This window comes from Candidatus Pelagibacter sp. PS_23 (assembly GCF_059417905.1).
In genome coordinates this window covers 861538-886061 of record NZ_CM182071.1, presented here as the reverse complement: position 1 = coordinate 886061, position 24524 = coordinate 861538, and the positions used below count along the sequence as shown (strand labels likewise).

The following is a 24524-nucleotide window of genomic DNA, read 5'->3' as shown; positions in this document are numbered from 1 at the left end:
TGTCTAATTTGTCGCGAGAATATTTAATTTTAAGAATTATATAAAGTGTCATGGAAAAAAATTTAAAAATTGGAATTGTTGGTGCTGGTATACAAGGTATTTCGAATGCTTTATTTTTACAAAAAAAAGGTTTTAGTGTAACAATTTTTGATAGAGATGAACCGGGAAGTCCTGCTGCATCCTACGGTAATGCAGGTCACTTTTCTCCATATGCATCTGTTCCTATAAATAGACCTGATGTATTAACTGATGTCCCTGCAATGCTTTTAAGTTCTACAGGTCCACTTGCTTTAAAATGGAACTATGTTCCAAAAATGATGCCTTGGTTTTTACAATTTGTAAGAAACTGTACTACAAAAAGAATGATGCATACCGCTAAAAACATGCATCAAATTTTAGATTTAGCATTACCTGCTTATGATGAATTATTTGATGAAGTAGAGCTTGGAGGATTAGTTGAGAAAAAAGGTATTTTATATATTTGGAACGATCAAAGTTTAAAAAGCAGAGAATTAGAGATTAAAGTTAGAAATGAACTGGGGGTTGATCAACAAGTAATTACTCCAAAAGAAATTCATGACTTAGAACCCAATATAAAACCTATCTATCATGGAGGTGTTTATTATCAATATGGCAGACATGCGAGAAACCCTAAAAAAATTCTTTTAAAACTTTATGATCTTTTTTTGAAAAAGGGGGGTAAGTTTTTAAAAATGAATATTAAAGACATAAATTTTAATGATGAAAAGCCAGTTATAAAATCTGAAACACAAAGTTTTCTATTTGATAAAATTGTTATTGCCTGTGGTTCATTTTCAAAAAAATTAACAGATAATTTAGATGAAAAAATACCTCTAGATACTGAAAGAGGGTATCATGTGCATTTTAAAAATTGCGATCATCTTTTAAGTAGACCCGTAATTTTCCAAAATAGAGGATTTGGTATTACACCCATGGAACAGGGACTTAGAGTTGTAGGTACGGTTGAATTTGGTGGATTAGACAACCCATTATCAAAATCAAGAGTTAAAAATTTAATTAATAATGCAAAATACATGATGGGTGATTTACCCGAACATGAAGATGAGTGGCTTGGTTTTAGACCTACATTACCAGACTACTTGCCTGTAATAGGACCTTCAAAAAAATATAAAAATGTTTTTTATTGCTTTGGTCATCATCATTTAGGATGGACATTAGGACCTATTTCAGGGAAAATAATCTCTGGAATGATTGCTGAAGAAAATACAAACTTAGATTTAAAGCCATATAGCTCTCTTAGGTTTAGCTAAGTGATAAATAAAAATAATGTTGCTTATATTTTTTTATTTTTAGCAGCTTTATTTTGGTCAGGAAATTTTTTAGTTGGAAAATTTGCTAGTCAATATCAAGTACCTCCATTTTCATTAAATTTTTATAGATGGCTTTTTGCTTGGTTGATCTTAGCTCCATTTACAATTCAAGAACTATTTAACAAAAGAAGTTATATTTTAGAAAATTATAAATATTACACAATTCTTGGAATAACGAGTGTCACCATCTTTAATTCAATTGTCTATTATTCTTTAAACTTTACGCAAGTAATCAGTGGAGTATTGATGATATCAACAATACCAGTGATGATCATTTTCATTTCTTCAATTTTAAAAATTGAAAAAACTAATACTTTTCAAATATTGGGAGTTACATGTTCTTTTATTGGAGTTGTTTTAATTATAACTAAAGCAAATCTTGGAATATTAATGAATTTAGACTTTAACAAGGGTGATATCACGATGGTTTTTGGAATGCTTTCTTGGGCTACTTATTCAGCTCTTTTAAAGAAAAAAAAACACGAACTATCTCAACTAGGTTTACTAGAAGTAGTAATTTCATTTGGCTTTATTTTTTTAATACCAATTTACTTTATAGAGTATCAAATGGGCTTTAGAATTGTTTTAAATCAAAACTTTTACATGATTTTATTTTATGTAGTTCTATTTCCAGGTCTTGCTTCTTTTATTTTTTGGATAAAGGGAGTTGCTTTAATTGGTGCTAACAGAGCAGGTGTTTTTTTACATATGATGCCTATTTTAAGTGCAATTATGGCAATGATTATTTTTAATGAAAAATTTATGTTTTATCATATGTTGGGCGCAATATTTATTTTAACAGGAATTCTTTTATCAAACAGAAAGATTAAAAATGCTTAAAGTTGCTATCTTAGATGATTACCAAAACGTGTCTCACGAATTTGTTGATTTAAAAAAATTATCTGGCAAATATGAATTTAAAATATTCAGTGAACCCTTTGAAGATGAAGCAGATGCCATAGAGCAATTATCAGACTTTGAAGCATTATTGATAATGAGAGAGCGAACTCCTATTACTAAAAATTTAATCGATAATTTAAATGACCTTAAATATATCATTACCAGTGGTTCAAGAAATAAAGCAATAGACTTAGCTGCTGCTAAAAAGAGAAAAATTACTGTGTGTGGTACTGACATTGATTTTGCAGGCACAACAGAATTAACCTGGGGTTTAATCTTAGGGTTAGCTAGAAATTTTAAAGAAGAAATTGACAACATGTACCAAGGTTACTGGCAAACCACTATTGGGTTTGAGCTTAAAGGAAAGATTTTGGGGTTAGTTGGACTTGGAAGAGTTGGTTCACAAGTTGCTAAAATTGCTAAAGCTTTTGGCATGGAAGTTATGGCTTGGAGTGAAAATTTAAACTTGGATACTTGTAAAGAACTTAGTGTCCTTCCATGCAGTAAAGAAGATCTATTTCAAAATTCTGATTTTTTGTCGATCCATGTGCAAGGTGGAGAAAGATATAAAGAGTTAATAAAACTAAAAGAATTAGACTCAATGAAAAAAACTGCTTTTTTAATTAATACATCTAGAGGATCAATTATTAATGAAGATGATTTAATTATAGCATTATCAACCAATGTTATTGCTGGAGCAGGACTTGATGTTTATGAAAAAGAACCTCTGCCAGAAGGTAACAAACTAAGATTTTTACCAAATGCATTGTTGATGCCACATGTTGGCTATGTAACAGCAGAAAATTATAGTATATTTTATACACAGATGATTGAAGGATTAGAGGCATGTGTTGCAGGTAAACCCTTAAGAGTATTAGAATAAATTTATGACAAAAAAAATTAATAAAGATCTTACAGCTGAACAAAAATTAATTTTATTTGAAGATGGTACGGAAGCGCCTGGTACAAGTGAATTAAATCACGAGAAGAGAGAAGGAAGTTATCACTGTGCTAATTGTGGTGAAAAATTATTTGACTCAAATGCCAAATATGAAAGTGGTTCAGGTTGGCCTTCATTTTATCAATCGTTACCGGATGCATTTGAAACTAAAACAGATACTCTATTAGGTTATGAGCGGGTAGAATATCATTGCAAAAAATGTGGCGGACATCATGGTCATATCTTTGAAGATGGGCCTAAACCAACTGGTAAAAGATATTGTAATAATGGTGTTTGTCTGACTTTTAAACCTAAAAACTAGTTTATTTTAAAAGTTCTAGTAATTTATTTTCTTTTTCAAGAGCTCTAACATCATCGTAACCACCAATATGATTGTCATCAAAAAAGATTTGTGGAATAGTTCTTTTTCCATTAGCTTTAGTAATCATTTCATCCATTGCTCCATCTACTGTTGCAATATTAATTTCTTTATATTCAACGTTGTTTCTAGCTAATAATCTTTTTGCTGCATCACAAAAATTACAAAGTGGACCTGTATAAATAGTTACATTTTTCATATCTTATAAATAATCATTCTTTTTAATTTTACTAGTAATTTCTTTTCTAGAGTATTCAAATTTTTTTCTATGTTTAATACTTTTTTGATTAACTCTTTTTCTCCACAATCTAAAAGAAACAGGCTTTATAGAACGCCTCATAATCTTGATTACTTCACCTTCTGTCTTTCCAGTTTTTTGCTCTATTTCTTCAAAGGTAATCCGGTCAGCCCAAGCAGCCCAGATGATCCAGTCAGGATCTGATATATGGGGTTCTGGATTTTTAACTCTAGTTATAGGGGTGTGACCTTTTTTTTTCATAAATCCTTTATTTTCATTATATTTAAAAAAATTGATTAATGCATTTTATTTAAGGTCATGGTATCTTCAAACTTAGATAGTCCATCTTAGCCATCTTTAGCTCCCGGTTTTTTTGGACTATCCAAACAACAAAATGCTTCCCTTAAATTATTTTCTTTTTTTACAGATTATTTTATTTTTATTTATCACTCCTGGTACACCTAGAATTGTAATCATTTCATATTCCATGAATTATGGAGTTCAAAAATGTATCTGGACAGCTCTTGGAGATGTTACAGCAAATATTATTCAAGCAACATTAGTAATTTTTGTTTTAGGATCTTTTTTTGTTGATAATCCAAACTTTCTAAATACTTTTAAGTGGATTGGTATAGCTTACTTACTTTATCTCGCTTATGATATTTATAATTCAAGACCAAAAGATATAAATTCAAATAATATTTCGTCAAAAAGCTTTTTTTCTTTTTTTAAAGATGGTTTTTTAGTTGCAGGAACAAGTCCAAAAGCTTGGATGTTTTTTCCTTTAATATTTCCACAGTTTATAGATTTTAATTCAAATTATATTGTCCAATTTTTAATTTTAATTACAACATATGCAGTTTTAGATTTTTTATCTTTAATTGCTTATGCTGTTCTTGCTAGAAAATTAATTGTTTGGATAAAAGCAAACCCAAAAGTTATTAATACAATTTCAGCGTGTGTATTGATATTAATCGCTTTAATCATAGCATTTATTCAAAACTATTAGGTCACACTTTTGTCTTAAGGACTTGCGTGTAATTACATTTAAGGGTTAAATATTTATTTAAATTTAAAAAACTAATAGAGGGAAATAAAAATGAAAATCAGAAATATAATTATTACTTTAGTTTCTGCAATTGCTCTTTTAATTTCAGCTTCAACAATATCTTTCGCGAAGGTTGTTGGGGATAAAATTATTTTAGGTGCAGCTATTTCATTGACTGGAAAATACTCATCAAATGGTGTTCATACTCAAAACGGCTATAACTTAGCAGTTGACAGAATAAATGACATGGGTGGTATTAAGGTTGGTGGAAAAACTTACAAGTTTGAAATCATTTATTACGATGACGAGTCAAACTCTGGAAGGGCAGCACAACTTGCAGAAAGATTAATTCAACAAGATGGTGTTCAATACATGCTTGGGCCTTATAGCTCAGGTTTGACTAAAGCTATGGCTCCTGTAACTGAAAAATATGGAATTCCTATGGTTGAAGCAAACGGTGCGTCTAGATCGTTATTCACTAAGGGTTATAAATATTTATTTGCAGTACTAGCTCCTGCGAACTTATATCTTGATGTAGCAATTGATCTTGCAGTTGAAAAAAACGGTGGAAAACCAGTTAAGATTGCAATGGCATTTGAACAAGATGCTTTCTCTCAAGATGTGAGATTAGGTATTCTTGATGCTGCTAAAAGAACAGGTTCTAAAATCATAATTGATGACAAGTTACCGAAAGAACTTAATGATATGGCTGCTACTTTATCTAAAGTAAAAGCTGTAAAACCAGATGTTCTTGTGGTTTCAGGTCACACAAAAGGAGCTTTAACAGCTGTTAGGCAAATTTCAGAAATGAAAGTTGATGTTCCTATGTTAGCAATGACTCACTGTGATGCCGCTAAATTATCTAAGATGCATGGTAAAGCTTCTGAGTATGCACTTTGTGCTTCTCAATGGCATAAATCATTATCTTACAAAGATGATTTCTTTAAAGATGGAACTACCTATGATGCAGATTTTACAAAAGCATTTGGTTATGCACCGCCATACCAAGCTGCAGAGTCGTCAGCTGCTTTATTAGTATTTAAAGATGCATTCGAAAGAGCGCAATCATTTGACACTAAAAAAGTTAGAGACGCTTTAGCTGCAACTGATATGCAAACTTTTTATGGGAACATAAAATTTGCAGAAGGTGGGCAGAACGTATCAAAACCAATGGTACTTTTCCAAGTATCATGTAACGATGATGGTAGTAAGTGTGAAAACAAAGTTGTTGCTCCTACAAAATGGGCATCAGCTGAGTTGGTACACCCAATTCCATCTTGGTCAAAAAGATAATACCTAATATGTAAAATGCTCCCTAGAAATAGGGGGCATTTTTTTATAAACATTTAAATAATTTATGGATTTTCTAATTTTTCAAGCACCAATACTAATGGTCCAAGCCTCAATGGATGGAATACTTCTAGGTATTTTATTTGCATTAATTGCTTATGGAATGGCTCTGCAGTGGGGAGTAATGAATATAATAAACATTGCTCAAGGAGAATTAGTAATTATGGGTGGTTACATTGCTTACTTTATGTATCTCTCAGGAATTCATCCAGCCTTTGGTATAATTGTATCTCCAATTGTAATGTATTGTGTTGGATGGGGAATGTACAAGCTGGTTATTAATAAAGTGGTAGATAAAGATTTATTTACATCAATTCTTGCAACTTTTGGAATTAGTATTTTAGCACAACAGTTAATGAATTTTGCATTTGGCGCAGACGTAGTTGTTGCTCAATCAGATTTTGGAACAACAATGTTATTTAACGATATGGTTACAATTCCTAATGCTAAGTTATTTTCAGGAGCTGTTTGTGTCATATCCGCATTTATTTTGGTGATCTATATGAGAAAATCAAAATTAGGTAGAGCAATTAGAGCAACCGCACAAAATGCAAGAGCTGCTAAAATTTTAGGTGTAGATACAGAAAAAGTTTATGCTGCAACATTTGGAATAAATGCAGCATTATGTGGAATAGCAGGAGCTTGTGTTGCGATCACATTTACACTTCATCCATACACAGGATTACCTTACACGGTAAGATCATTCATGATTGTAATCATTGCTGGACTTGGAAATTTACCAGCTGTTGCAATATCTGGTATGGGTCTTGGTATATTTGAAGAATGGGCAGATTATCTACTTGGAACAGAATTTAGAATAGCAGCTGTATTCTCGCTACTCGTATTAATTCTTGTTTACAGAAGATTTAAATTATCAAGAAAAAGAGAATATCTAAAATAATGAATAAAAATACTCTTTTATACATGGGTCTAATAATTTTTGGCTTAGCTGGTGCATTTATATTTCCTGCTTACAAACTTCAGATGTCGTTTCTTTATATTTTAATCGTTCTTGCGATGACTTGGGACGTTCAAGGTGGACAAATGGGCTACAATACATTTGGAAATATTTTATTTTTTGGAGTTGGAATGTATGTTGCTTCAAGTACACAAATAGCAATGTTTTTTTCATTAGCTGAGTGGACGGATGCTGGTGGAGAAAAAACTTTTGTTCATACGGTTCCACAATTTTTTCAAGGGTTTGGAGTTGGAATATTGTTAGCAGGAATTATTCCAACAATAATTGCAGGAGTAATTGGTTATGGAATTTTAGGTTTAAGAGGGCATTACTTTGCAATTTGTACTTTAGCTTTAGGAATTGCTGCTGGCGAAATTGCAGGTGGAATTGAAATTATTGGAGCAGGACAAGGTATGACGGTTCCTGTTTGGCCAAAAGATTTAGGATCTAACGCATCATCATCACAGTTTATGTACTATTTAAGTTTTGGTTTAGCAGTTATAACTTTTATTACTTTAAAGTGGGCCTACAGTACAAGATTTGGATTAGTTTTAAATGCAATAAGAGATAACGAAGATAAAGCTGAAGCAATGGGCATTCACACTATGAGGTATAAAATTATAGGTTGGATGGTATCAGCGTTCTTTGTTGGAATTGCAGGAGGACTAATGGGTCATATTAATGGTTACATTGAACCTAATGAAATTGCATTTGCTGGACCTACATTTGGAGTGTTTATGGTGTTAATGGCAATTCTTGGTGGTAAAGGAACTTTATGGGGACCACTAGTTGGTGCTGTTTTATTTCATTTATTTAAAGAAGGATTTTGGACTTACTTTTTAGGATGGCAGTATGTAGCTCTTGGAGTTTTAATTATTGTAATCGTTGTTTATTTTCCTGAAGGTTTAATGGGATGGTTAAGAGAGAAATATCCTGAAAGATTTGGAGAAGTAATTGATGAAGCTGACCGAAAAGCACAGGTAGAATTAAAATAATGGCTATATTAGATATATCAAATGTAAGTAAGTCTTTTGGCGGTGTTAAAGCCAACGTAGATATCTCTATGTCAGTTGAACAAGGTTCAATAGTTGGATTAATTGGGCCAAATGGTTCTGGAAAAACTACTTTATTTAACTCAATAGTTGGAACTTATCCAATTGATGGGGGTTCAATTAAATTTAACAACAGAGAAGTCTCTGAGTTACCAGTACCTGTTATTGCTAAACTTGGATTACTTAGAACTTTTCAACAAACCCGAATTTATGGAAAATTAAACTGTATTCAAAATATGCTAATCAGCCACAAACCTGAAAATGATGGAATTTTAACAGTTTTCCAAAAAATACCTTCAGGTTTAACTGATAAAGCAGAAACATTATTAAAGTTTGTAGGACTTCATCAAAAAAGAAAACTTAGAGCAGGAGATCTTTCTTTTGGTCAGCAAAAATTATTAGAACTAGCAATGGCATTAATGAATGAGCCCAAAATGCTCTTGTTAGATGAGCCAACAGCTGGAATTAATCCAACATTAATTAATGGAATTATTGATCGTTTAATTAGTGTTAATAAAGATTATGGGATTACCCTGTTAGTTATAGAGCATAATATGAAAGTAGTTATGAATTTAGCACAAAGAGTTTTTTGTTTAGCACATGGTCAAATGTTGGCAAACGGAACTCCAGATGAAATTAAAAATGATAAGCGTGTGCTAGACGCTTACTTGGGAGCACAATAATGTCAAATCAATATGATGTATTAGGAAAAGCACCAGGACCTGAAGAATTAAAAAAACTATCTCCAGACAATAACCATGTAACGATTAAAAATTTATCTGCTGGTTATGGTAAGATGGAAATTCTACATGATTTTGATTTGTGTGTAAGTAAAGCTCAATCTCTATGTTTAATTGGTCCAAATGGTGCTGGAAAATCTACAATTCTTCACTCTATTTATGGATTTACAAATATCTTTTCAGGGCAAATAGAAATTGATGGTAAAGAAATTACGCATCTAACCCCAGCAGAAAAACTTAAGTCGTGTGGAATAGCATATATCTTACAAGATAATTCAGTCTTTCCAGATATGACGGTTGAAGAAAATTTACTAATGGGTGGTTATACTAAAGAAAACACAGACGAATCTTATCAAGAAGCTGAAAGAATTTTTGAAAAATATGAAAGATTAAGAAACAGAAGAAACCAACCTGCAAAAGTTTTATCTGGTGGGGAAAGAAGATTATTAGAAATTTCTAGAGCACTAGTTATGAAACCTTCTGTATTACTTGTTGATGAACCTTCAATTGGTTTAGAACCGAGATATATAGATATGGTTTTTGAAATATTAAGAGACCTTCAACAAACAGAAAAGAAAACTATTATCCTAGTGGAACAAAATGCTAAAAAAGGATTAGAGTTTGCTGATATAGGTTATGTTTTAGTATCAGGACAAACTGCTATTGCTGGCAAAGGGGACGATTTATTAAAAAATCCTGACGTTGGTAGATTATTCCTTGGTGGTTAATGATTAATAAAGAATTTTTCTTTAAAGGTTTCAAATCTATTTTAGCTCCAGATAGCCCAGCCCTTGCACTTGGATGTTGTTTTATAGCAATTGGGGCACTTCTTAAAAATTTAGGATTTAATATTCAAGAAAGTATTTTTTCAACTATGCTTACTTATGCTTTGCCTGGATCATTAGTTATGGCAGAGTCGTTATTAGTTGGAGCTTCATTATTAAATATTTTTTTAGCTGTTTGGTTTGTTAATGCTCGTCTTTATCCAATGGCTGTTTCTTTATTTCCATTAATGATGCACAAAAGCCAACCAAAATGGAAATATTACTTTTCATGTCATTTTATAGCAGTATCTGCATGGCTAATTATGAAAAGTAATTACAAAAGTATTGAAAAAAAACATAGAATTGATTTTTGGATTGGAATTGGTTGTGCTACTTGGACTACAGCAGTAATAGGAACTTTTATAGGATTTTATGCATCTGATTATTTGGATAAGAATATGATGATGGGCTTAGCAATTTTAAACCCAATTTATTTTTTATGCATGATGGTTGGGGCAATGAAAACTATTCAAATTACAACTGCAGTAATTTTAGGTCTGATATTAGGACCAATTTTTTATTTTCTATCTCCAGAGTGGTCAATTTTATTGGGAGGACTTGTTGGTGGAACAATTGCTTATTTTATAGGAGAGCTAAATGTCAACTAGTGTATTTCTTGCAATCTTAGTCACGTCCCTTGCAACTTTCTCTTCAAGGTTTTTAGGTGCAATTTCTTCACAAGGAATAAAAGTAACTTCAAAATTATTTAAATGGTTTAATTGTCTTGCCTACTCAACACTAGCTGCATTAATAGCAAGAACAATTATATTTCCGGTAGGTGTTTTGTCTGATGCTAGTTACTTAAGTAGAGTAACTGTTGTTTTATTTTGTTTATTTATATTTTTTATATCTAAAAGAAATTTTGTTTATCCTACTGTTATTTCTGCTATCATGATGGCGGTACTAAGTAATTATTTCTAATGGAAAATATCTCTGGAATAACAATAACAGAACATCAAAATTCAAAAAGAATAATTGACATTAGAATTGAAGATGAAATTTTAGATAAATTAATATTTCCATTCAATAAATTTGATATCACTGCCTTAGAGTACAAACCATTTACCAGATTTACTATTGCTAAAAGTTTAGATGATTTAACTTCTAATAAATTAAGCAAATTACTTAATTCAATAGTAAGAGATAGAGAAACAGGTTGTTTTATAATTGGACCAAAAAAAGTAAGTGCAAAAATTAATGATATCTTTTTAGTAAAGCTATCAACAGCAATTGCCTATTTAATTGGTAATCCAAATTATGATGCCATGGCTGGAAAATATTATGCAAGATTTTTTGTAAAGCATGAAGATAAAAGTGACTCGTACTTAAGAAAAGCTTACACAAATATGGATCTTCATACGGATGGGACATATGTTAAAGAGATCACAGATTGGCTTTTGATGACTAAAATTGAAGAACAAAATGTCCAAGGAGGAGAAACAGCAATGTTGCATCTTGATGACTGGGAACATTGTGAGGATTTATTCAATGACCCCATTGGAAAACAAAATTTTGTATGGGGGTCTCCTAAAAGTAAAAATATAGAATATAAAGTTGAACATCCAGTTTTCACAACAGATGATAACGGTAAGCCAAATATTTCTTATATTGATCAATTCCCTGAACCAAAAAATATGGATCAAGGAATTTTCTTACAAAAATTATCAGATGCTTTAGAGGAGAGTAAGAATAAAGTAATCACTAAATTAGTACCTGGATCAACCATTGTGGCTAATAATTATTTTTGGTTACACGGAAGAAAACCTTTCAAAGAAAATAAAGATTTAAGCAGAGAACTATTGAGAATTAGAGGTTCTTTTTTTATTAATTAATTCACTAATATCACTATAAAGTAACTATATTTATGAAATTAGGCTTTATAGGAACAGGTAAAATTACGTCTGCCGTTATCACTGGTATTTGCAGTTCCAGTATTTTGTATAACAAAATAATCATCTCTGAGAGAAATAAATCTACATCTAGTATTTTAAAAAAAAAGTTTAAAAAGATAACTGTTAGTAAAGATAACCAGGAAATTATTAATTCTTGTGATTGGATATTTTTATCAGTAACTCCAACAGTGGGTGAAAAAATTATTAAAAATTTAAAGTTTAGATCAAATCAAACTGTAATTAGTTTCATATCAACAATTACTTTAGCTCAACTTAAAAAAGCAATCAAAGTTAAAGCAAAAATTATAAGAGTGATACCATTACCTCCTATATCTTTAAAAAAAGGACCAGTACCCATTTGTCCACCCAATAAAAAAGTTAAAGATTTTTTTAATAAAATTGGCACAACCGTTGAAATTAAAAATGAAAAATCTTCAATCAATTTTTGGTCAACCTCTGGAATGATGGCACCCTTTTATGAATTACTAAGAGTAATGACAGACTGGTTAGTGAAAAGAGGAGTTAAACGAAATAATGCACAAAAATATATAACATCTTTATTTTTAGCATTATCAGAAGATGCAGTTGTAAACTCTAAAAAAGATTTAAAATTTTTAGTAAAAGAGTCTCAAACACCTAAAGGATTGAATGAACAAGGAGTTAAAGAATTAAGCAAAGCAGGTTTTTATAAATCTTTAGAAAAGACACTCAACAGTATACATAGAAGATTAAATAAATAAATTTCATGGATCAAGAACAGAACATCTTACAAATTGAAAATCTATCTAAATATTTTGGAGGTTTGGCTGCAGTGTCAGATTGTTCATTAAAGATTAAGAAAGGATCTATTACAGGAATTATAGGACCTAACGGCTCAGGCAAGACCACCTTGTTCAATCTAATAGCTGGAAATTTAAAATCCTCACAAGGAAAAGTATTGTTTAATAATGAGGATGTTACTGACGTTCCTTCATATGAATTATTTTCTAAAGGAATTTTAAGAACTTTTCAAATAGCACATGAGTTTACTAATCTTTCTGTGCTTGAAAATTTAATGATGGTTCCTGCAAACCAGTCAGGTGAAAATTTAATGACTGCTTTATTAAAACCAAGTTTAGTTAGAACGGAAGAACTTAAAGTTAAACAAAAAGCCCAAGACGTAGTTGATTTTTTAAATCTGACTCATTTATCAAATGAATTAGCTGGGAATTTATCTGGAGGCCAAAAAAAATTATTAGAACTTGGAAGAACCATGATGGTTGATGCAAAATTAGTATTACTTGATGAAGTAGGTGCTGGTGTTAATAGAACACTGCTTAAAGATTTAGGAACTGCTATTCTTAAGTTAAATAAGGAAGAAGGTTATACATTCTGTATGATCGAACATGATATGGAGTTTATAAGTAGATTATGTAACCCTGTTATTGTTATGGCAGAAGGTTCAGTTTTATTTGAAGGGACCGCTGAAGAAGCTAAGAAAGATGAAAAAGTTATAGAAAGCTATTTAGGCAGAGGATCAAAGATAAAGGATGAGAACTAATGGCTTTTTTTGAAGGTTTAAAAATGACAGGTGGTTATGGTAATGGACCTGATATCATCAACTCTTGTTCAGTTAATGTAAACAGAGGCGAAATAGTTTCAATTCTTGGACCTAATGGTGCTGGTAAATCAACAGCCATGAAAGCAATGCTTGGTCTTTTAAATTTAAAATCTGGTTCAGTTATAATTGATGGCAAAGATATTTCAAAACTTTCACCACAAGATAGGGTGAGAGAAGGTATTTCATTTGTACCACAGACAAAAAATGTATTTTCTGGAATGAGTGTTGAAGAAAATTTAGAGATGGGAGCTTATTTAAGAGATGACAATTATCAAAATATTATAGAAGAAATTTATGAACTATTTCCAATACTTAGAGAAAAAAGAAACCAATTAGTTGGTGAATTATCTGGAGGTCAAAGACAACAAGTGGCTCTTGGAAGAGCATTAATGATAAAACCATCTGTATTAATGTTAGATGAACCCACTGCTGGTGTTTCTCCAATAGTAATGGATGAATTATTTGACCATATCATCAAAGTAAAAAGAACTAATGTTGCAATTTTAATGGTTGAGCAAAATGCTAAACAAGCGCTTAATATTTCTGATCGTGGATATGTACTAGTTACAGGTGAAAATAAGTATTCAGGAACAGGAAAAGAATTATTAAACGATCCAAGAGTAAGAAGCTCTTTTTTAGGTGGATAGTATGGAATTCTTAAACGCAATTATATTGTTATTAAATTATATTTTTATGCCAGCTCTTACGTATGGCTCTCAACTAGCACTAGGTGCAATATTTGTAACTTTAATTTATGGAATTTTAAGGTTTGCTAATTTTGCAACTGGGGACATGATGGCTTTTGGTACGATGGTCACCATATTATTTACTTGGTATTTTCAATCACTTGGAATTTCTTTAGGTGTTTTACCAACAGCGTTACTTGCCATCCCTTTTGCAATTGTTTTAACAATTGGATATATGCTCTTAATTGATAAATTTGTTTTTAGATATTATAGAGTGAGCAAAAGTCCTCCTGTTCAACTTGCAATGGTTAGTATTGGTGTAATGTTTGTAACTCAAGCTGTTGTTAGAATAATAATCGGTCCATCAGATCAGAGGTTTTTTGATGGAGAAAAATTTATTATCAAAGCAGGTGAGTTTAAAGAAATGACAGGACTTAATGAAGGTTTAGCAATTAAATCTAGTCAGGTATTAACTATATTTGTAACAATTGTATTGGTTTCTATTTTATTTTGGTTTTTAAACAAAACTAAGACAGGAAAAAGCATGCGTGCTTATTCTGATAATGAGGATTTAGCTTTATTGTCTGGAATTGATCCTAAAAGAGTAGTTATGATTACTTGGATTATTGCAGGAATTTTAGCGACAATTGGTGGAGCTTTATATGGATTGGACAAAAGTTTTAAGCCATTTACCTACTTTAATAACATGTTGCCAATTTTTGCGGCAGCAATTGTTGGAGGTATTGGAAACCCCTTTGGAGCATTTTTAGGAGGATATGTCATAGCATTTTCAGAAATATTCCTAACTTATGCTTATAAAAAATTCTTTATGTATGTTTTGCCAGCAAGCATGGAGCCAGAAACGTTAGTTCAGTTATTATCAACAGATTATAAATTTGCTGTCTCATTTTCTATACTGGTGATTGTCTTACTTTATAGACCTAATGGAATATTCAAAGGGAAGGTACTGTGAGAAAGCACTTAAATGTAATTATAGCTTACGCAATCATGTTGGGGCTTATTATTTTAGTTGGAATATTTCAATCTTGGAATGTAGCTCTATCAATTTTTAATATGTGTTTAATTTCTGCTGTAATGACTATGGGAGCAAATATTCAATGGGGGTATGCAGGGTTAATCAATTTTGGTCTAATGGGTTATGCGGCATTAGGTGGATTAGCTGCAGTTTTAATTTCTGTTGAACCTGTACAAGAAGCATGGGTTGCGGGAGGTTTTAGTATTCTAATGTCTTTATGGTTAATTGTTGCAATGGTCCTTGCAATACGTTTTGTATTAAAAAATTTTGAAAAATCTAAAATTAGAACTTATGGTATTGCTACAATTATTATTGCTGGAATTATAATTATAAGAGTTACATCAGAGACAAGTATTGAAGCTATTGAAAATGTTAACCCAGCAACAACAGGATTTCTTGGTGGATTAGGATTGCCAATTATGTTTTCTTGGATCGTAGGTGCATTTTTTGCAGCAGGTCTAGCATTTATAGTTGGTAAAGTTGCTTTAGGTTTACGTGCAGACTATTTAGCTATTGCCACACTATTAATATCAGAAATAGTTATAGCTATAATCAAGCATGAAGATTGGTTAACAAGAGGTGTTAAAAATGTAATTGGACTGGATCGACCAGTGCCTTATGAAATTGAACTCCAAACTAAAGAATGGTTTATAAATTTAGTTGCAAAATTTAATTCTGGGAAATTAGATTTAATCTCCAGTATTACTGATAAACAATCAACTCTTAACCAATTAGTGATTGAGGGATCATCAGTTTTTGTAAAACTTTGTTATTCAGGTTTATTTTTAATTGTTGTTATAGCCTTGTTAATAGTAACTCAAAAAGCTCTTTACTCTCCATGGGGAAGAATGATGCGTGCGATAAGAGACAATGAAGAAGCTGCTAATGCAATGGGAAAAAATGTCGTCAAGCAACATTTATTAATCTTTATTTTAGGCTCAGCTATAGTTGGAATTGCTGGCGCTATGTTAGTCACTCAAGATGGTTTATTTACTCCAGGTAGTTACCAACCTATGAGATATACTTTTTTAATCTGGGTTATGGTTATTGTTGGAGGAAGTGGGAATAATTTTGGAGCAATTTTAGGAGGTTTTGCAGTCTGGTTTCTATGGATTGAGGCAGCGCCAATTGCATTATTCTTGATTAATTTATTTACAGCAGGTTTAGCAGATACACATTCATTAAAAATTCATTTAATTGAAAGCGTTCCTTACTTTAGATATTTAATGATGGGGATGGGTCTTCTGTTGATCATGAGGTATAGACCTAAAGGTATACTTCCTGAAAAAATCGAAATAAAATAAACTTTATTATGAAATATATTTTATTAGGGATGGCTCTAGGTTTTGCTCTTTATCTTAGTGATAAATACATTTTTTAATGAATAAAAATTTATGGCTGCTAATTTTAAGTCAAATTTTTGCTTTTACAGCAGCACCCGTAACAGTTTTCTTAAGTGGAATAATTGGCTCTCAGTTTAGTTCAGTAAAATCTTTAGCAACTTTACCGATGGCTTTATCAATTGTTGGTATTGCAATTTTTGCAATCTTTGCAGCAAAGGTTATGAGTATAATTGGTCGAAGAGCAGGCTTTATGTTTGCTTCTGTAGTGAGCTCCTTATCATCTGTTCTAGCGGCGTACGCAATAATTATTGAAAGCTTTATCCTTTTTAATTTTTCATGTTTTTTACTTGGTGCAGGAGTAGCCTTTAGTCATCAATATCGTTTTGCAGCAGTTGAGACTGTTAAAAAAGATATGGCACCAAAAGCTATTTCAATAATATTATTAGCAGGAATAGGTTCGGCTTTTATAGGACCAAATGTTGCTAATATAACAAAAGGTTTTATAGCCGAACATTTATATGCCGGATCTTATATTGCGCTTGCTGCTTTAACTCTTACTTCAACAATTTTTCTATTATTTTATGAGGATGGACATAAACCCAATCATGTTAACAAGAAAATCAAACGTAGTTATTTGGAGTTAATTTCTCAACCAAGATTTCTACAAGCATTAGTGGCTTCGGCATTTGCTTATGCAGTGATGTCATTTTTAATGACTGCAACTCCAATAAGTATGCATGTAATGGAAAAAATAAGTTTAACTAAAACAGGTTTTGTAATTCAACTTCATATCGCAGCTATGTTTTTACCTTCATTGATAACAGGTAATTTGATAAAAAAATTTGGACATAGTAAAATTATGTACGCTGGTGTTGTTTTATTTTTTATAACAATTTTGACTAGTTTATTTGAGCAAAATTTTATTAATTATTTAATTGCATTAATATTTTTAGGATTTGGTTGGAACTTTTTATTTATATCTGGAACAAGTTTACTAGTTTTATCTTATAGAGAGGATGAAAAATTTAAAGCACAAGGCTTTAATGATTTAATTGTTTATTCAATTCAGGCAGTAGCAAGCTTATCGGCTGGAGTTTTTTTAACCTTAACAAGTTGGAAAACAATGAATTTAGTTTGTATAATATTTTTAGTAATAATTGTTTTATCAACATTAAGAGCAGACTTTAAAAAAAGGAAATAGAGTGGATTTTTTATCTAATCTTCAACTGAGTTTAATTGAAATCTATTTTGTAATATTTACCGTATTTATTGCATCTATTATAAGAGGTTTTAATGGCTTTGGCTTTTCTGCAATATGTATTTCTGGCTTTTCTTTTATTCTTCCAGCAATAGAGATAGTCCCAATTATTCTAATACTTGAGGTTATTATTAGTATTTTTATGGTTCCATATATATGGAACAAAATAGACTGGAATTTTGTTTTAAAATTATTGATAGGAATAATCATTGGGTCACCTATTGGGCTTTATTTATTGAAGTATTTATCTCCAGATACAACACACCTGTCAGTTTGCGCATTAGTTATATTTTTTTCATTTTTATTAATGAAAGGATATGAGAATAAAAAAATTAATAATAATTATGGAAAGCTTATTACTGGAATAGTCTCTGGAACATTAAATGGATTAACCACATTAGGTGGAATGCCTGTGGCACTTTTTTTATTAGTTACAAGTATTCAACCAGCAGTAATTAGAGGTTCATTAGCAGCCTTATTCTTTTTAACAGATATTTATGCATTTATTCTTAGTTTTTTTGCAGGAATTGTAGATCTGACAACTATTTATAGAACTATTCCACTGATTATTATTTTACCAATAGGTGTTTATATTGGTGATAAATTTTTTGTTAAAAGCAAAGAGAAAACTTATAGAAAAGTTGTTTTTTATTTTCTTATATTAATTTCGATATTTGGTTTTTTTAGGATTATTAGTAATTTTTAAATAAAAAAAACCCCCAGCAATTTTCACTGCTGAGGGTTTTAAAATTAAGATTTTAATTATCTTTGTTTTTTATTTTTGAATTTTCCACCTTTGATTTCTTTTTCTAGGAAAGAACCTTCAGCTTCACCTACGTTAGTAAAAGTAACACCAGTTGCACCTTCGTAGTCAACTTTTTTACCTTTAGCTAGTAAGTCTAAACCTTTTTTAAGTTCACCTGGGTAAATCTTAGTACCAGGGGCATTAGCAACATCCATTACATTTTTTGCAATAGAAGCTCTATCTGCTGATCCACCTGCTTGCATCGCAAGAACGATTAAAGCTGCTGCATCATAAGATTCACCAGTGTAAGGTCCAGATGAGTCGATACCCGCTGCTTTAGCAACAGAGGCAAAAGTACCTGCTGTTTTTTTATTCATTGAACCAGGAATTGAACCAAAAGATTTATTTAAATCTTTTCCAAAAGCTTCAGTTAATGAGTCACCGATCATACCATCAGATAAAATAAATTTATCAAATGCACCAGAGTCTAAAGAACCTTGAATAATTCCTTTTCCACCTTGGTCTAGGTAACCAATTACTGCTACGGCATCACCACCTGCTGAAGCTAAAGTTGCTACTTCAGATGAGTAATCTGCTTTACCATCTTCGTGTGCAGATACAGTTGTTACTTTAATACCATGAGCTTTTACAGCTGCTTCATAAACATCAGCCAAACCTTTTCCATAGTCATTGTTAGTGTAAGTAATTGCTACACTTTTGATTTTTCTGTCTTTAGTAATATCAGCTAAAATCTGACCACCTCTAGCATCAGATGGGGCTGTTCTAAAAAAGAAGCCTTTATCATCTAAAGCTGTAAGTCCTGGAGAAGTTGCTGAAGGTGAAATCATTACTACACCATTTGGTACAGCAACATTAGATGCAATAGCACCAGTTACACCTGAACAGTCAGCACCCATAATTGCTGCAACACCTTGTGCAATAACACCTTCTGCTGCTGCTGTTGCTGCTGCTGAATCAACACAAGTTGAATCTGCTCTTACTACTGAAATAGTTTCTCCACCTAATAGTGAACCTGAGTCAGAAGCTTCTTTAAATGCAAGCTCTGCAGATGCAGCCATAGCTGGTGTTAGAGATTCAATAGGACCAGTAAATCCTAAAATGATTCCCATTTTAACTTCTGCGAATGTATTCGTTGTAAAAGTAGAAACGAATATAAAAGCAGCAATAAATAGTTTTTTCATTATTTTCCTCTTTGATTGTTAACAATTTATAAAAATCAAATTAAAGACTATTTAAACGAATTTTCAATAGGAGAATTATCTAATTTTTTGAAGCCTATATACAGAAAATATTACAATTAAACCGCCAATCGCACTAAGTAGAGTTGGGATTTCTCCGAATATAAAGAACGTTAGGATTAGGCCAAATACTGGAAATAAAGAATAAAAGGGCATAATTTTATTTACTGAATAAAATTTATATAAATAAAATAATGAGGTGTGTGCAATTACAGAAACCATCACCCCATTATGGAGTAATAAAAGCCAAGTATAAAAATCAATATTTAGTAATTGATAAACTGTGTTTCCTTCAAAAAAAATGGAAAAAAGAAAAAGCAGTATAAAACCAGTAAAGCCCATAACTGTGTTGGTTAATTTAACATCTATATCTTTAATATATCTAGAAAACACATTCGCAAGACCATAGAAAAAAGCAGAAATTGCACAAAGAAAAATTGCAAAAATTTCACTTTTTAAATTTGGATCATAACCAATTAAAAAAATTCCAAAAAAAGAAATAAATATTAATACCCACATTTTAGGAGTTACCTTTTCACCTAAAAATAAAGAGCTTGCAAGAATTGCAAAGGGTATTGCTAGTTGAGCTCCAATAATTATAGGAGCAACCATAGTTGCTTTTTGCAGAGATAAATTTAAAAAAATAAAAACACCAAAGCCCATTGAAAAAGAAAAACCTGCTAAAGGCAGATAGTATTTTTTGTTTGGGATTTTAAATTTACAAAAAGGAACAAGACAAACAAAAAGTATAAACATTCTCAATGAGGCTGCCAATACAGGGGTGAGGGATGTGTTTAATGCAAGTTTATTAATTGGATAAGAACTACCAAAAAGAAACATGATAAATAAAACTAAAAAATAATGTCTGACAGTCAAAAAATTAACCCATTGTAAATGGATCAGTCATTGGTTTATCCGATGAATTTAACCATGTGGTTTTTATTCTTGTGTATTCTTTAATTGACTCAATTCCTGCTTCTTTTCCATATCCACTATCTTTAATTCCTCCAAACGGAGCCATGGGTGAAATTAACCTATAAGTATTTACAAAAGTAATTCCAGCTCTAATTGCTTTTGATACTCTCAAACCTCTTCCAAAGTTTGAGGTATAAACTCCAGAAGATAAGCCATATTTATTATCATTCATTAATTTAATCACATCTTCTTCTGTTTCAAATTTCATAACAGATAAAACTGGACCAAATAATTCATTTTCTGCTGTAGGCAAATTATGATTTTCACACTCAATAATTGTAGCTGGAAAATAATAAGCTTTACTAGATATATTGGACCTTTTTCCACCGCATCTAATTTTTCCACCTTGCTCAACTGTTGCTTTGATATTTTTTTCTATATTTTTTAGTTGTTTATAACTATTTAAAGGTCCCATTTGAGTTTCATTATCCATAGGAGCTCCTAATTTTATTTTTTCAGCCTTGGCTATTAGCTTATTTAAGAAGTCATCATAAATTTTAGATTGGATGTAAAGTCGTGATCCTGCAATACAGCTTTGACCACTTGCACCAAAGATACCAGCAGTAATTCCATTTAGTGCGTTCTCTTGCTCGGCATCATCGAATACGACAACAGGACTTTTTCCACCAAGTTCTAAGCTTACTTGCGATAAATTTTCTGCTGAATTTTTAACAATATGTTTTGCGGTTTCAGGACCACCTGTAAAAGCAATTCTTTCTACAAGGTCATGTGTAGTTAGAGCTTTACCACAAGGCTCACCTAGACCAGTAATTATATTTACAACACCTTTAGGTATACCTGATTTTTCAACTAGTTTTGCAAATTCTAATAATGTTACAGGCGCTAGTTCAGAAGCTTTTATTACAACTGTGTTACCCATTGCTAATGCGGGTGCTAATTTTACTGCAGTTAATAACATTTGGGAGTTCCAAGGAATTATCGCAGCAACAACACCAATAGGTATTCTAGTAGTTGTTACTTGCATGTCTGGCTTATCAATTGGTACAACTGTTCCTTCAACTTTATCGGCTAGTCCTGCAAAATAATCGTAATACTCAGCAATATAGTTAGCTTGTGTTTTTGTTTCTCTAAAAATTTTTCCTGTATCAATTGTTTCTATAGTTCCAAGATGTTCAGCATTTTGTCTTAATTGATCTGCAAGAGACCTTAAGTATTTAGCTCTTTCTCTTGGGTGTAAATTTGACCAAGATTTTTCAAAAGCATTTTGTGCGGCCTTAACTGCTTTATCTACATCCTTCTCGTTAGCTTCAGGAACAGTTGCCCAAACTTCGTTGTTTTCTGGGTTTACAGTTTCTATTGTTTTTCCAGACTCTGAATTAACCCACAGTCCATTTATATACATTTTAAAGTTTTGAATTTTTGTCATTTATCTATTAATAAAATTTTTAAGATTGATATTAACATCATCTGCACACTCTATACTACAAAGATGTTTTCCATTATTTATCTCAATAAAACTTGAGTTTATTAAATCTTCACATAAAGATTTTGACATCTCGACAGTAGATCCTGAATCATTTGAACCTGTCATCACAAGGGTCCTAGTTTTAATATTTTTAATTATATCTGTATTGTCCTCATGATAAGCAAATAATTTGTAAGCTTTTAAAAAATTTAAATGATCTTTTTTATTTTTTGTCAAAATTTTTATAAATTGATTATAAGTTTCTGGATGGTCATTTAAGTATTGATTGGTAAACCATCTTTTTAGGGCTTGTTTTGAAATAGGTTTGTTTAATTTAGCCTGTTCAAATCTTTCTATAACCAAAGACCTTTGTTCTGAAGTTCTTTTATATGTTGTACCCATTACAACAAGGCTGTTTAGTTTGTCTTGAAATTTAGAGGCAAAATTTAGTGCAATTAAAGAACCTAAAGAAAAACCAACAAGATTAATCTTATCCACTTTTAAATATTCTAATATCGATTTTAGTTGGTTTGAAAAATCATTTAATGTTACATCTTCTTTATTGAGAATAGTTTTTCCATGCCCTAATAAATCATATGTAATTATTGAATATTCTTTAAAAGCTTCAATTTGAGGTTCCCACATCTGCTGATCAAGTCCGACACCATGAATAAAAACTACAGGAACTGTATTTTTATCATTAAATGAATAATAATTTTGATTTGGATCAAAATTTTGAAACATTAATTTATTTGGGATCTATTCCCATTTCTTTCATGTCTTGATAACGATCACCCGTTCTAGCATGAGCTCTACCTGTGGAGGCTCCACCAATTGCTATAACAATTTCATCATCAAAAGGAGCATCATGAATCGTAAATTCATGAGTTAAATAATAAGGCCTTAAACCTGAATCTGTTTTATGCATCATTGGAATAGACATTTTTGATCCAGCAGGACCCCTAGTATTAGTAAAGCTTAAGTAGGAAGTTCCACCAACAGCATCTCTAAATTTATTACCAAATCTTAATGTATGAATAAATGCTGAGGCATGCTCAATTTCACCATCAAGTCCGACCGTACCAGCTTTTCCATATGCTAAAATTTTTTCAGGTGAGCCAATCTCTTTTATAAGCTCTGGAACTAAAATATCACCTAACTTAGGTGCTAAATCTAAAATGATTGGTTTAAGATCATCGACAAAACCTTTTCCACTCCATGGATTTTTAAATACAGCAGCAACAGAAACCATTAAAACTGGTTCTTTAGCTTCTTTACCGCCTTCAATAAAAGTCTTATCTACAAATTTTGTAAACTTTCTAAGTTCTAGTTTCATTAACTCGCTTTCTCTATATTTGAATTATCTAAATTAATCTTTGGTATAACCTCATCATTAAACAACTTTATACTTCTCATGCAAGCTTCATGATCTATTCCAGGAAAATTTGACCAAACTTGAAGATTTTGTAAATTTAATTCAGACTTTAATTCATTTATTTTATTAACAACATACTCTGGTGTTCCAAATAATAAATTTCTTTTATGTAGAAAGTCATAATTAAGCAAATCTAATTTGTGTTTTGTTTCTGGTAGTTCTTCTCCTGGATCCATATGATTACCCAAACCTCTCCAATGACAAACCCATTTCATATAATTGATAATATGCTCACCAGCCATTTTTTCAGCTTCTTCCATAGTTTCAGCAACAAACATATCTCTAACTAAAGATATACCTTCTCCAAGCGGCACTTCTCTATTTTCAGTTTTTGATTTTGCATCTCTATAAATTTCAAACCTTTTCTTTAATGCTTTAACTGTAGGTATCCACATTATTGTATTTAAGCCATTCTGTGCCGCCCATTCAATTGAACGTGCACCATCCACAACTTGCCATATTGGCGGATGTGGCTCTTGTTTTGGTTTTGGTACAACGCTAATTTTTTTAATTTCATTTGTTTTTGTATCTAAAAACTTTTCACTAGGTGGACTCATGTCATGTTGCCAAGTAAAATTTGGTGATGGATAAGTGTAAAACTCACCCTGGTGACTAAAAAATTCTTCTGTCCAAGCTTTTTTCATTATGGTTAATGACTCATCAAACAACCTAAAATTTTTTGCCTGATCTTTTAAGTCAGCTTCTTTATTCATATTGATAGCTTCTCTTCCGTAAATTCCTCTTCCAATACCAACATCAACTCTTCCTCCAGACAATTGATCTAGCAAAGCAATGTCTTCAGCTAGACGGATAGGATTATGAAATGTAATTACATTACAAGCTTGACCTATTCTTATTTGTTTTGTTCTGGCGGCCGCATCCACACCCATCATTAAAGGATTTGTACAAGATTCCATTCCTTCATGATTAAAGTGATGTTCGGTATACCAAATAGAGTCCCAATTATTTTCATCACAGTAAATAGTGATCTCTTGGGTTTCTTTTAATAGTTGATTGTATGGTTTATGATTCCAATTAGTAGTGTTACAAAAATATCCAAATTTCATTCAAACCCCCTTAAATAGTTA

The 24524-nt window shown here is 31.4% G+C and carries 28 protein-coding genes; 20 read left to right on the top strand and 8 right to left on the bottom strand.

Annotated elements, in window-relative coordinates:
- The first annotated feature begins 50 nt into the window (after nucleotides 1–50).
- From AC5SLY_RS04790 to msrB, 4 genes are read left to right on the top strand one after another with little or no spacing between them, the layout of a single operon-like run.
- Nucleotides 51–1292, top strand: a complete 1242-nt coding sequence (locus AC5SLY_RS04790) for an NAD(P)/FAD-dependent oxidoreductase (RefSeq protein WP_020169652.1) — start codon at nucleotides 51–53, stop codon at nucleotides 1290–1292.
- Nucleotides 1293–2192 carry a DMT family transporter gene (locus tag AC5SLY_RS04785; protein ID WP_020169651.1) on the top strand — a complete coding sequence of 300 codons (900 nt, stop codon included), beginning with the start codon at nucleotides 1293–1295 and terminating at the stop codon, nucleotides 2190–2192.
- Nucleotides 2185–3135: a D-2-hydroxyacid dehydrogenase family protein gene (locus AC5SLY_RS04780; protein ID WP_494598633.1), complete on the top strand. Its 951-nt coding sequence runs from the start codon at nucleotides 2185–2187 to the stop codon at nucleotides 3133–3135. The genes AC5SLY_RS04785 and AC5SLY_RS04780 overlap by 8 nt, the downstream gene beginning before the upstream one ends.
- Before the next feature lie 4 nt (nucleotides 3136–3139).
- Nucleotides 3140–3514: a peptide-methionine (R)-S-oxide reductase MsrB gene (gene msrB / locus AC5SLY_RS04775; protein ID WP_271479639.1), complete on the top strand. Its 375-nt coding sequence runs from the start codon at nucleotides 3140–3142 to the stop codon at nucleotides 3512–3514.
- A gap of 1 nt (nucleotide 3515) precedes the next feature.
- Here msrB and grxC read toward each other — a convergent pair whose 3' ends face one another.
- Together grxC and AC5SLY_RS04765 are read right to left on the bottom strand one after the other, a co-directional pair.
- Complete coding sequence (gene grxC, locus AC5SLY_RS04770) at nucleotides 3516–3770, bottom strand: glutaredoxin 3 (RefSeq protein ID WP_006997920.1); 255 nt, start codon at nucleotides 3768–3770, stop codon at nucleotides 3516–3518.
- 3 nt (nucleotides 3771–3773) lie between these two features.
- On the bottom strand, nucleotides 3774–4070 hold the full coding sequence (locus tag AC5SLY_RS04765) for a TIGR03643 family protein (protein WP_271486317.1): 297 nt from the start codon (nucleotides 4068–4070) through the stop codon (nucleotides 3774–3776).
- Nucleotides 4071–4203: 133 nt separating this feature from the next.
- On the opposite strand from AC5SLY_RS04765, the gene AC5SLY_RS04760 reads away from it, so the two are divergent.
- The 16 genes from AC5SLY_RS04760 to AC5SLY_RS04685 all read left to right on the top strand — a co-directional run bounded on the left by AC5SLY_RS04760 (nucleotide 4204) and on the right by AC5SLY_RS04685 (nucleotide 18302).
- Nucleotides 4204–4818, top strand: a complete 615-nt coding sequence (locus AC5SLY_RS04760; protein ID WP_494574759.1) for a LysE family translocator — start codon at nucleotides 4204–4206, stop codon at nucleotides 4816–4818.
- A 90-nt stretch (nucleotides 4819–4908) separates the two neighbouring features.
- Nucleotides 4909–6150: an amino acid ABC transporter substrate-binding protein gene (locus tag AC5SLY_RS04755; protein ID WP_011282338.1), complete on the top strand. Its 1242-nt coding sequence runs from the start codon at nucleotides 4909–4911 to the stop codon at nucleotides 6148–6150.
- A 64-nt stretch (nucleotides 6151–6214) separates the two neighbouring features.
- Nucleotides 6215–7108 carry a branched-chain amino acid ABC transporter permease gene (locus AC5SLY_RS04750; protein ID WP_027307112.1) on the top strand — a complete coding sequence of 298 codons (894 nt, stop codon included), beginning with the start codon at nucleotides 6215–6217 and terminating at the stop codon, nucleotides 7106–7108.
- Nucleotides 7108–8160 (top strand): branched-chain amino acid ABC transporter permease, encoded by a 1053-nt coding sequence (locus AC5SLY_RS04745; RefSeq protein ID WP_271766662.1) that lies wholly within the window; start codon nucleotides 7108–7110, stop codon nucleotides 8158–8160. The genes AC5SLY_RS04750 and AC5SLY_RS04745 overlap by 1 nt, the downstream gene beginning before the upstream one ends.
- Nucleotides 8160–8900 (top strand): ABC transporter ATP-binding protein, encoded by a 741-nt coding sequence (locus tag AC5SLY_RS04740; RefSeq protein ID WP_271766664.1) that lies wholly within the window; start codon nucleotides 8160–8162, stop codon nucleotides 8898–8900. Before AC5SLY_RS04745 ends, AC5SLY_RS04740 begins: the two co-directional genes overlap by 1 nt.
- Nucleotides 8900–9685, top strand: a complete 786-nt coding sequence (locus tag AC5SLY_RS04735; protein ID WP_011282334.1) for an ABC transporter ATP-binding protein — start codon at nucleotides 8900–8902, stop codon at nucleotides 9683–9685. The genes AC5SLY_RS04740 and AC5SLY_RS04735 overlap by 1 nt, the downstream gene beginning before the upstream one ends.
- Complete coding sequence (locus tag AC5SLY_RS04730; protein ID WP_018414318.1) at nucleotides 9685–10389, top strand: AzlC family ABC transporter permease; 705 nt, start codon at nucleotides 9685–9687, stop codon at nucleotides 10387–10389. Before AC5SLY_RS04735 ends, AC5SLY_RS04730 begins: the two co-directional genes overlap by 1 nt.
- Nucleotides 10379–10702 carry an AzlD domain-containing protein gene (locus AC5SLY_RS04725; RefSeq protein ID WP_027307110.1) on the top strand — a complete coding sequence of 108 codons (324 nt, stop codon included), beginning with the start codon at nucleotides 10379–10381 and terminating at the stop codon, nucleotides 10700–10702. The genes AC5SLY_RS04730 and AC5SLY_RS04725 overlap by 11 nt, the downstream gene beginning before the upstream one ends.
- A complete protein-coding gene (gene glaH / locus AC5SLY_RS04720) occupies nucleotides 10702–11613 on the top strand; it encodes a glutarate dioxygenase GlaH (RefSeq protein WP_011282331.1) in 912 nt (303 codons plus the stop codon). Before AC5SLY_RS04725 ends, glaH begins: the two co-directional genes overlap by 1 nt.
- Before the next feature lie 32 nt (nucleotides 11614–11645).
- Nucleotides 11646–12413 (top strand): pyrroline-5-carboxylate reductase, encoded by a 768-nt coding sequence (locus AC5SLY_RS04715; RefSeq protein WP_494598632.1) that lies wholly within the window; start codon nucleotides 11646–11648, stop codon nucleotides 12411–12413.
- A gap of 5 nt (nucleotides 12414–12418) precedes the next feature.
- A complete protein-coding gene (locus AC5SLY_RS04710) occupies nucleotides 12419–13213 on the top strand; it encodes an ABC transporter ATP-binding protein (RefSeq protein ID WP_011282329.1) in 795 nt (264 codons plus the stop codon).
- Nucleotides 13213–13920 (top strand): ABC transporter ATP-binding protein, encoded by a 708-nt coding sequence (locus tag AC5SLY_RS04705; protein ID WP_011282328.1) that lies wholly within the window; start codon nucleotides 13213–13215, stop codon nucleotides 13918–13920. Before AC5SLY_RS04710 ends, AC5SLY_RS04705 begins: the two co-directional genes overlap by 1 nt.
- Nucleotide 13921: 1 nt before the next feature.
- Nucleotides 13922–14932, top strand: coding sequence for a branched-chain amino acid ABC transporter permease (locus tag AC5SLY_RS04700; protein ID WP_006997934.1), 1011 nt, complete (start codon nucleotides 13922–13924; stop codon nucleotides 14930–14932).
- 35 nt (nucleotides 14933–14967) lie between these two features.
- Nucleotides 14968–16299 carry a branched-chain amino acid ABC transporter permease gene (locus AC5SLY_RS04695; protein WP_494599125.1) on the top strand — a complete coding sequence of 444 codons (1332 nt, stop codon included), beginning with the start codon at nucleotides 14968–14970 and terminating at the stop codon, nucleotides 16297–16299.
- Nucleotides 16300–16375: 76 nt separating this feature from the next.
- Nucleotides 16376–17539 (top strand): MFS transporter, encoded by a 1164-nt coding sequence (locus AC5SLY_RS04690; protein WP_494598631.1) that lies wholly within the window; start codon nucleotides 16376–16378, stop codon nucleotides 17537–17539.
- Between the two features lies 1 nt (nucleotide 17540).
- A complete protein-coding gene (locus tag AC5SLY_RS04685) occupies nucleotides 17541–18302 on the top strand; it encodes a sulfite exporter TauE/SafE family protein (protein WP_494574750.1) in 762 nt (253 codons plus the stop codon).
- Nucleotides 18303–18358: 56 nt separating this feature from the next.
- Here AC5SLY_RS04685 and AC5SLY_RS04680 read toward each other — a convergent pair whose 3' ends face one another.
- The 6 genes from AC5SLY_RS04680 to AC5SLY_RS04655 all read right to left on the bottom strand — a co-directional run bounded on the left by AC5SLY_RS04680 (nucleotide 18359) and on the right by AC5SLY_RS04655 (nucleotide 24503).
- Nucleotides 18359–19543, bottom strand: coding sequence for an ABC transporter substrate-binding protein (locus AC5SLY_RS04680; RefSeq protein ID WP_006997938.1), 1185 nt, complete (start codon nucleotides 19541–19543; stop codon nucleotides 18359–18361).
- A 75-nt stretch (nucleotides 19544–19618) separates the two neighbouring features.
- Nucleotides 19619–20476, bottom strand: coding sequence for a DMT family transporter (locus tag AC5SLY_RS04675; protein ID WP_494598630.1), 858 nt, complete (start codon nucleotides 20474–20476; stop codon nucleotides 19619–19621).
- Nucleotides 20477–20480: 4 nt separating this feature from the next.
- The gene (locus tag AC5SLY_RS04670; protein WP_020169628.1) at nucleotides 20481–21962 is read right to left on the bottom strand and encodes an aldehyde dehydrogenase; all 1482 of its coding nucleotides are present in this window, start codon (nucleotides 21960–21962) and stop codon (nucleotides 20481–20483) included.
- Nucleotides 21963–22745, bottom strand: a complete 783-nt coding sequence (locus AC5SLY_RS04665; protein ID WP_494598629.1) for an alpha/beta fold hydrolase — start codon at nucleotides 22743–22745, stop codon at nucleotides 21963–21965.
- Nucleotides 22746–22749: 4 nt separating this feature from the next.
- Nucleotides 22750–23337 carry an amino acid synthesis family protein gene (locus AC5SLY_RS04660; RefSeq protein WP_494598628.1) on the bottom strand — a complete coding sequence of 196 codons (588 nt, stop codon included), beginning with the start codon at nucleotides 23335–23337 and terminating at the stop codon, nucleotides 22750–22752.
- Nucleotides 23337–24503, bottom strand: coding sequence for an LLM class flavin-dependent oxidoreductase (locus tag AC5SLY_RS04655; RefSeq protein ID WP_494598627.1), 1167 nt, complete (start codon nucleotides 24501–24503; stop codon nucleotides 23337–23339). The genes AC5SLY_RS04660 and AC5SLY_RS04655 overlap by 1 nt, the downstream gene beginning before the upstream one ends.
- Between the last annotated feature and the right edge of the window lie 21 nt (nucleotides 24504–24524).

What these genes read in the sequence shown, in the direction of transcription:
- AC5SLY_RS04790 (WP_020169652.1), top strand. Translation starts at nt 51, where the DNA reads ATGGAAAAAAATTTAAAAATTGGAATTGTTGGTGCTGGTATACAAGGT.
- AC5SLY_RS04780 (WP_494598633.1), top strand. Translation starts at nt 2,185, where the DNA reads ATGCTTAAAGTTGCTATCTTAGATGATTACCAAAACGTGTCTCACGAA.
- msrB (WP_271479639.1), top strand. Translation starts at nt 3,140, where the DNA reads ATGACAAAAAAAATTAATAAAGATCTTACAGCTGAACAAAAATTAATT.
- grxC (WP_006997920.1), bottom strand. Translation starts at nt 3,770, where the DNA reads ATGAAAAATGTAACTATTTATACAGGTCCACTTTGTAATTTTTGTGAT.
- AC5SLY_RS04765 (WP_271486317.1), bottom strand. Translation starts at nt 4,070, where the DNA reads ATGAAAAAAAAAGGTCACACCCCTATAACTAGAGTTAAAAATCCAGAA.
- AC5SLY_RS04760 (WP_494574759.1), top strand. Translation starts at nt 4,204, where the DNA reads ATGCTTCCCTTAAATTATTTTCTTTTTTTACAGATTATTTTATTTTTA.
- AC5SLY_RS04755 (WP_011282338.1), top strand. Translation starts at nt 4,909, where the DNA reads ATGAAAATCAGAAATATAATTATTACTTTAGTTTCTGCAATTGCTCTT.
- AC5SLY_RS04750 (WP_027307112.1), top strand. Translation starts at nt 6,215, where the DNA reads ATGGATTTTCTAATTTTTCAAGCACCAATACTAATGGTCCAAGCCTCA.
- AC5SLY_RS04745 (WP_271766662.1), top strand. Translation starts at nt 7,108, where the DNA reads ATGAATAAAAATACTCTTTTATACATGGGTCTAATAATTTTTGGCTTA.
- AC5SLY_RS04740 (WP_271766664.1), top strand. Translation starts at nt 8,160, where the DNA reads ATGGCTATATTAGATATATCAAATGTAAGTAAGTCTTTTGGCGGTGTT.
- AC5SLY_RS04735 (WP_011282334.1), top strand. Translation starts at nt 8,900, where the DNA reads ATGTCAAATCAATATGATGTATTAGGAAAAGCACCAGGACCTGAAGAA.
- AC5SLY_RS04730 (WP_018414318.1), top strand. Translation starts at nt 9,685, where the DNA reads ATGATTAATAAAGAATTTTTCTTTAAAGGTTTCAAATCTATTTTAGCT.
- AC5SLY_RS04725 (WP_027307110.1), top strand. Translation starts at nt 10,379, where the DNA reads ATGTCAACTAGTGTATTTCTTGCAATCTTAGTCACGTCCCTTGCAACT.
- glaH (WP_011282331.1), top strand. Translation starts at nt 10,702, where the DNA reads ATGGAAAATATCTCTGGAATAACAATAACAGAACATCAAAATTCAAAA.
- AC5SLY_RS04715 (WP_494598632.1), top strand. Translation starts at nt 11,646, where the DNA reads ATGAAATTAGGCTTTATAGGAACAGGTAAAATTACGTCTGCCGTTATC.
- AC5SLY_RS04710 (WP_011282329.1), top strand. Translation starts at nt 12,419, where the DNA reads ATGGATCAAGAACAGAACATCTTACAAATTGAAAATCTATCTAAATAT.
- AC5SLY_RS04705 (WP_011282328.1), top strand. Translation starts at nt 13,213, where the DNA reads ATGGCTTTTTTTGAAGGTTTAAAAATGACAGGTGGTTATGGTAATGGA.
- AC5SLY_RS04700 (WP_006997934.1), top strand. Translation starts at nt 13,922, where the DNA reads ATGGAATTCTTAAACGCAATTATATTGTTATTAAATTATATTTTTATG.
- AC5SLY_RS04695 (WP_494599125.1), top strand. Translation starts at nt 14,968, where the DNA reads ATGTTGGGGCTTATTATTTTAGTTGGAATATTTCAATCTTGGAATGTA.
- AC5SLY_RS04690 (WP_494598631.1), top strand. Translation starts at nt 16,376, where the DNA reads ATGAATAAAAATTTATGGCTGCTAATTTTAAGTCAAATTTTTGCTTTT.
- AC5SLY_RS04680 (WP_006997938.1), bottom strand. Translation starts at nt 19,543, where the DNA reads ATGAAAAAACTATTTATTGCTGCTTTTATATTCGTTTCTACTTTTACA.
- AC5SLY_RS04670 (WP_020169628.1), bottom strand. Translation starts at nt 21,962, where the DNA reads ATGACAAAAATTCAAAACTTTAAAATGTATATAAATGGACTGTGGGTT.
- AC5SLY_RS04665 (WP_494598629.1), bottom strand. Translation starts at nt 22,745, where the DNA reads ATGTTTCAAAATTTTGATCCAAATCAAAATTATTATTCATTTAATGAT.
- AC5SLY_RS04660 (WP_494598628.1), bottom strand. Translation starts at nt 23,337, where the DNA reads ATGAAACTAGAACTTAGAAAGTTTACAAAATTTGTAGATAAGACTTTT.
- AC5SLY_RS04655 (WP_494598627.1), bottom strand. Translation starts at nt 24,503, where the DNA reads ATGAAATTTGGATATTTTTGTAACACTACTAATTGGAATCATAAACCA.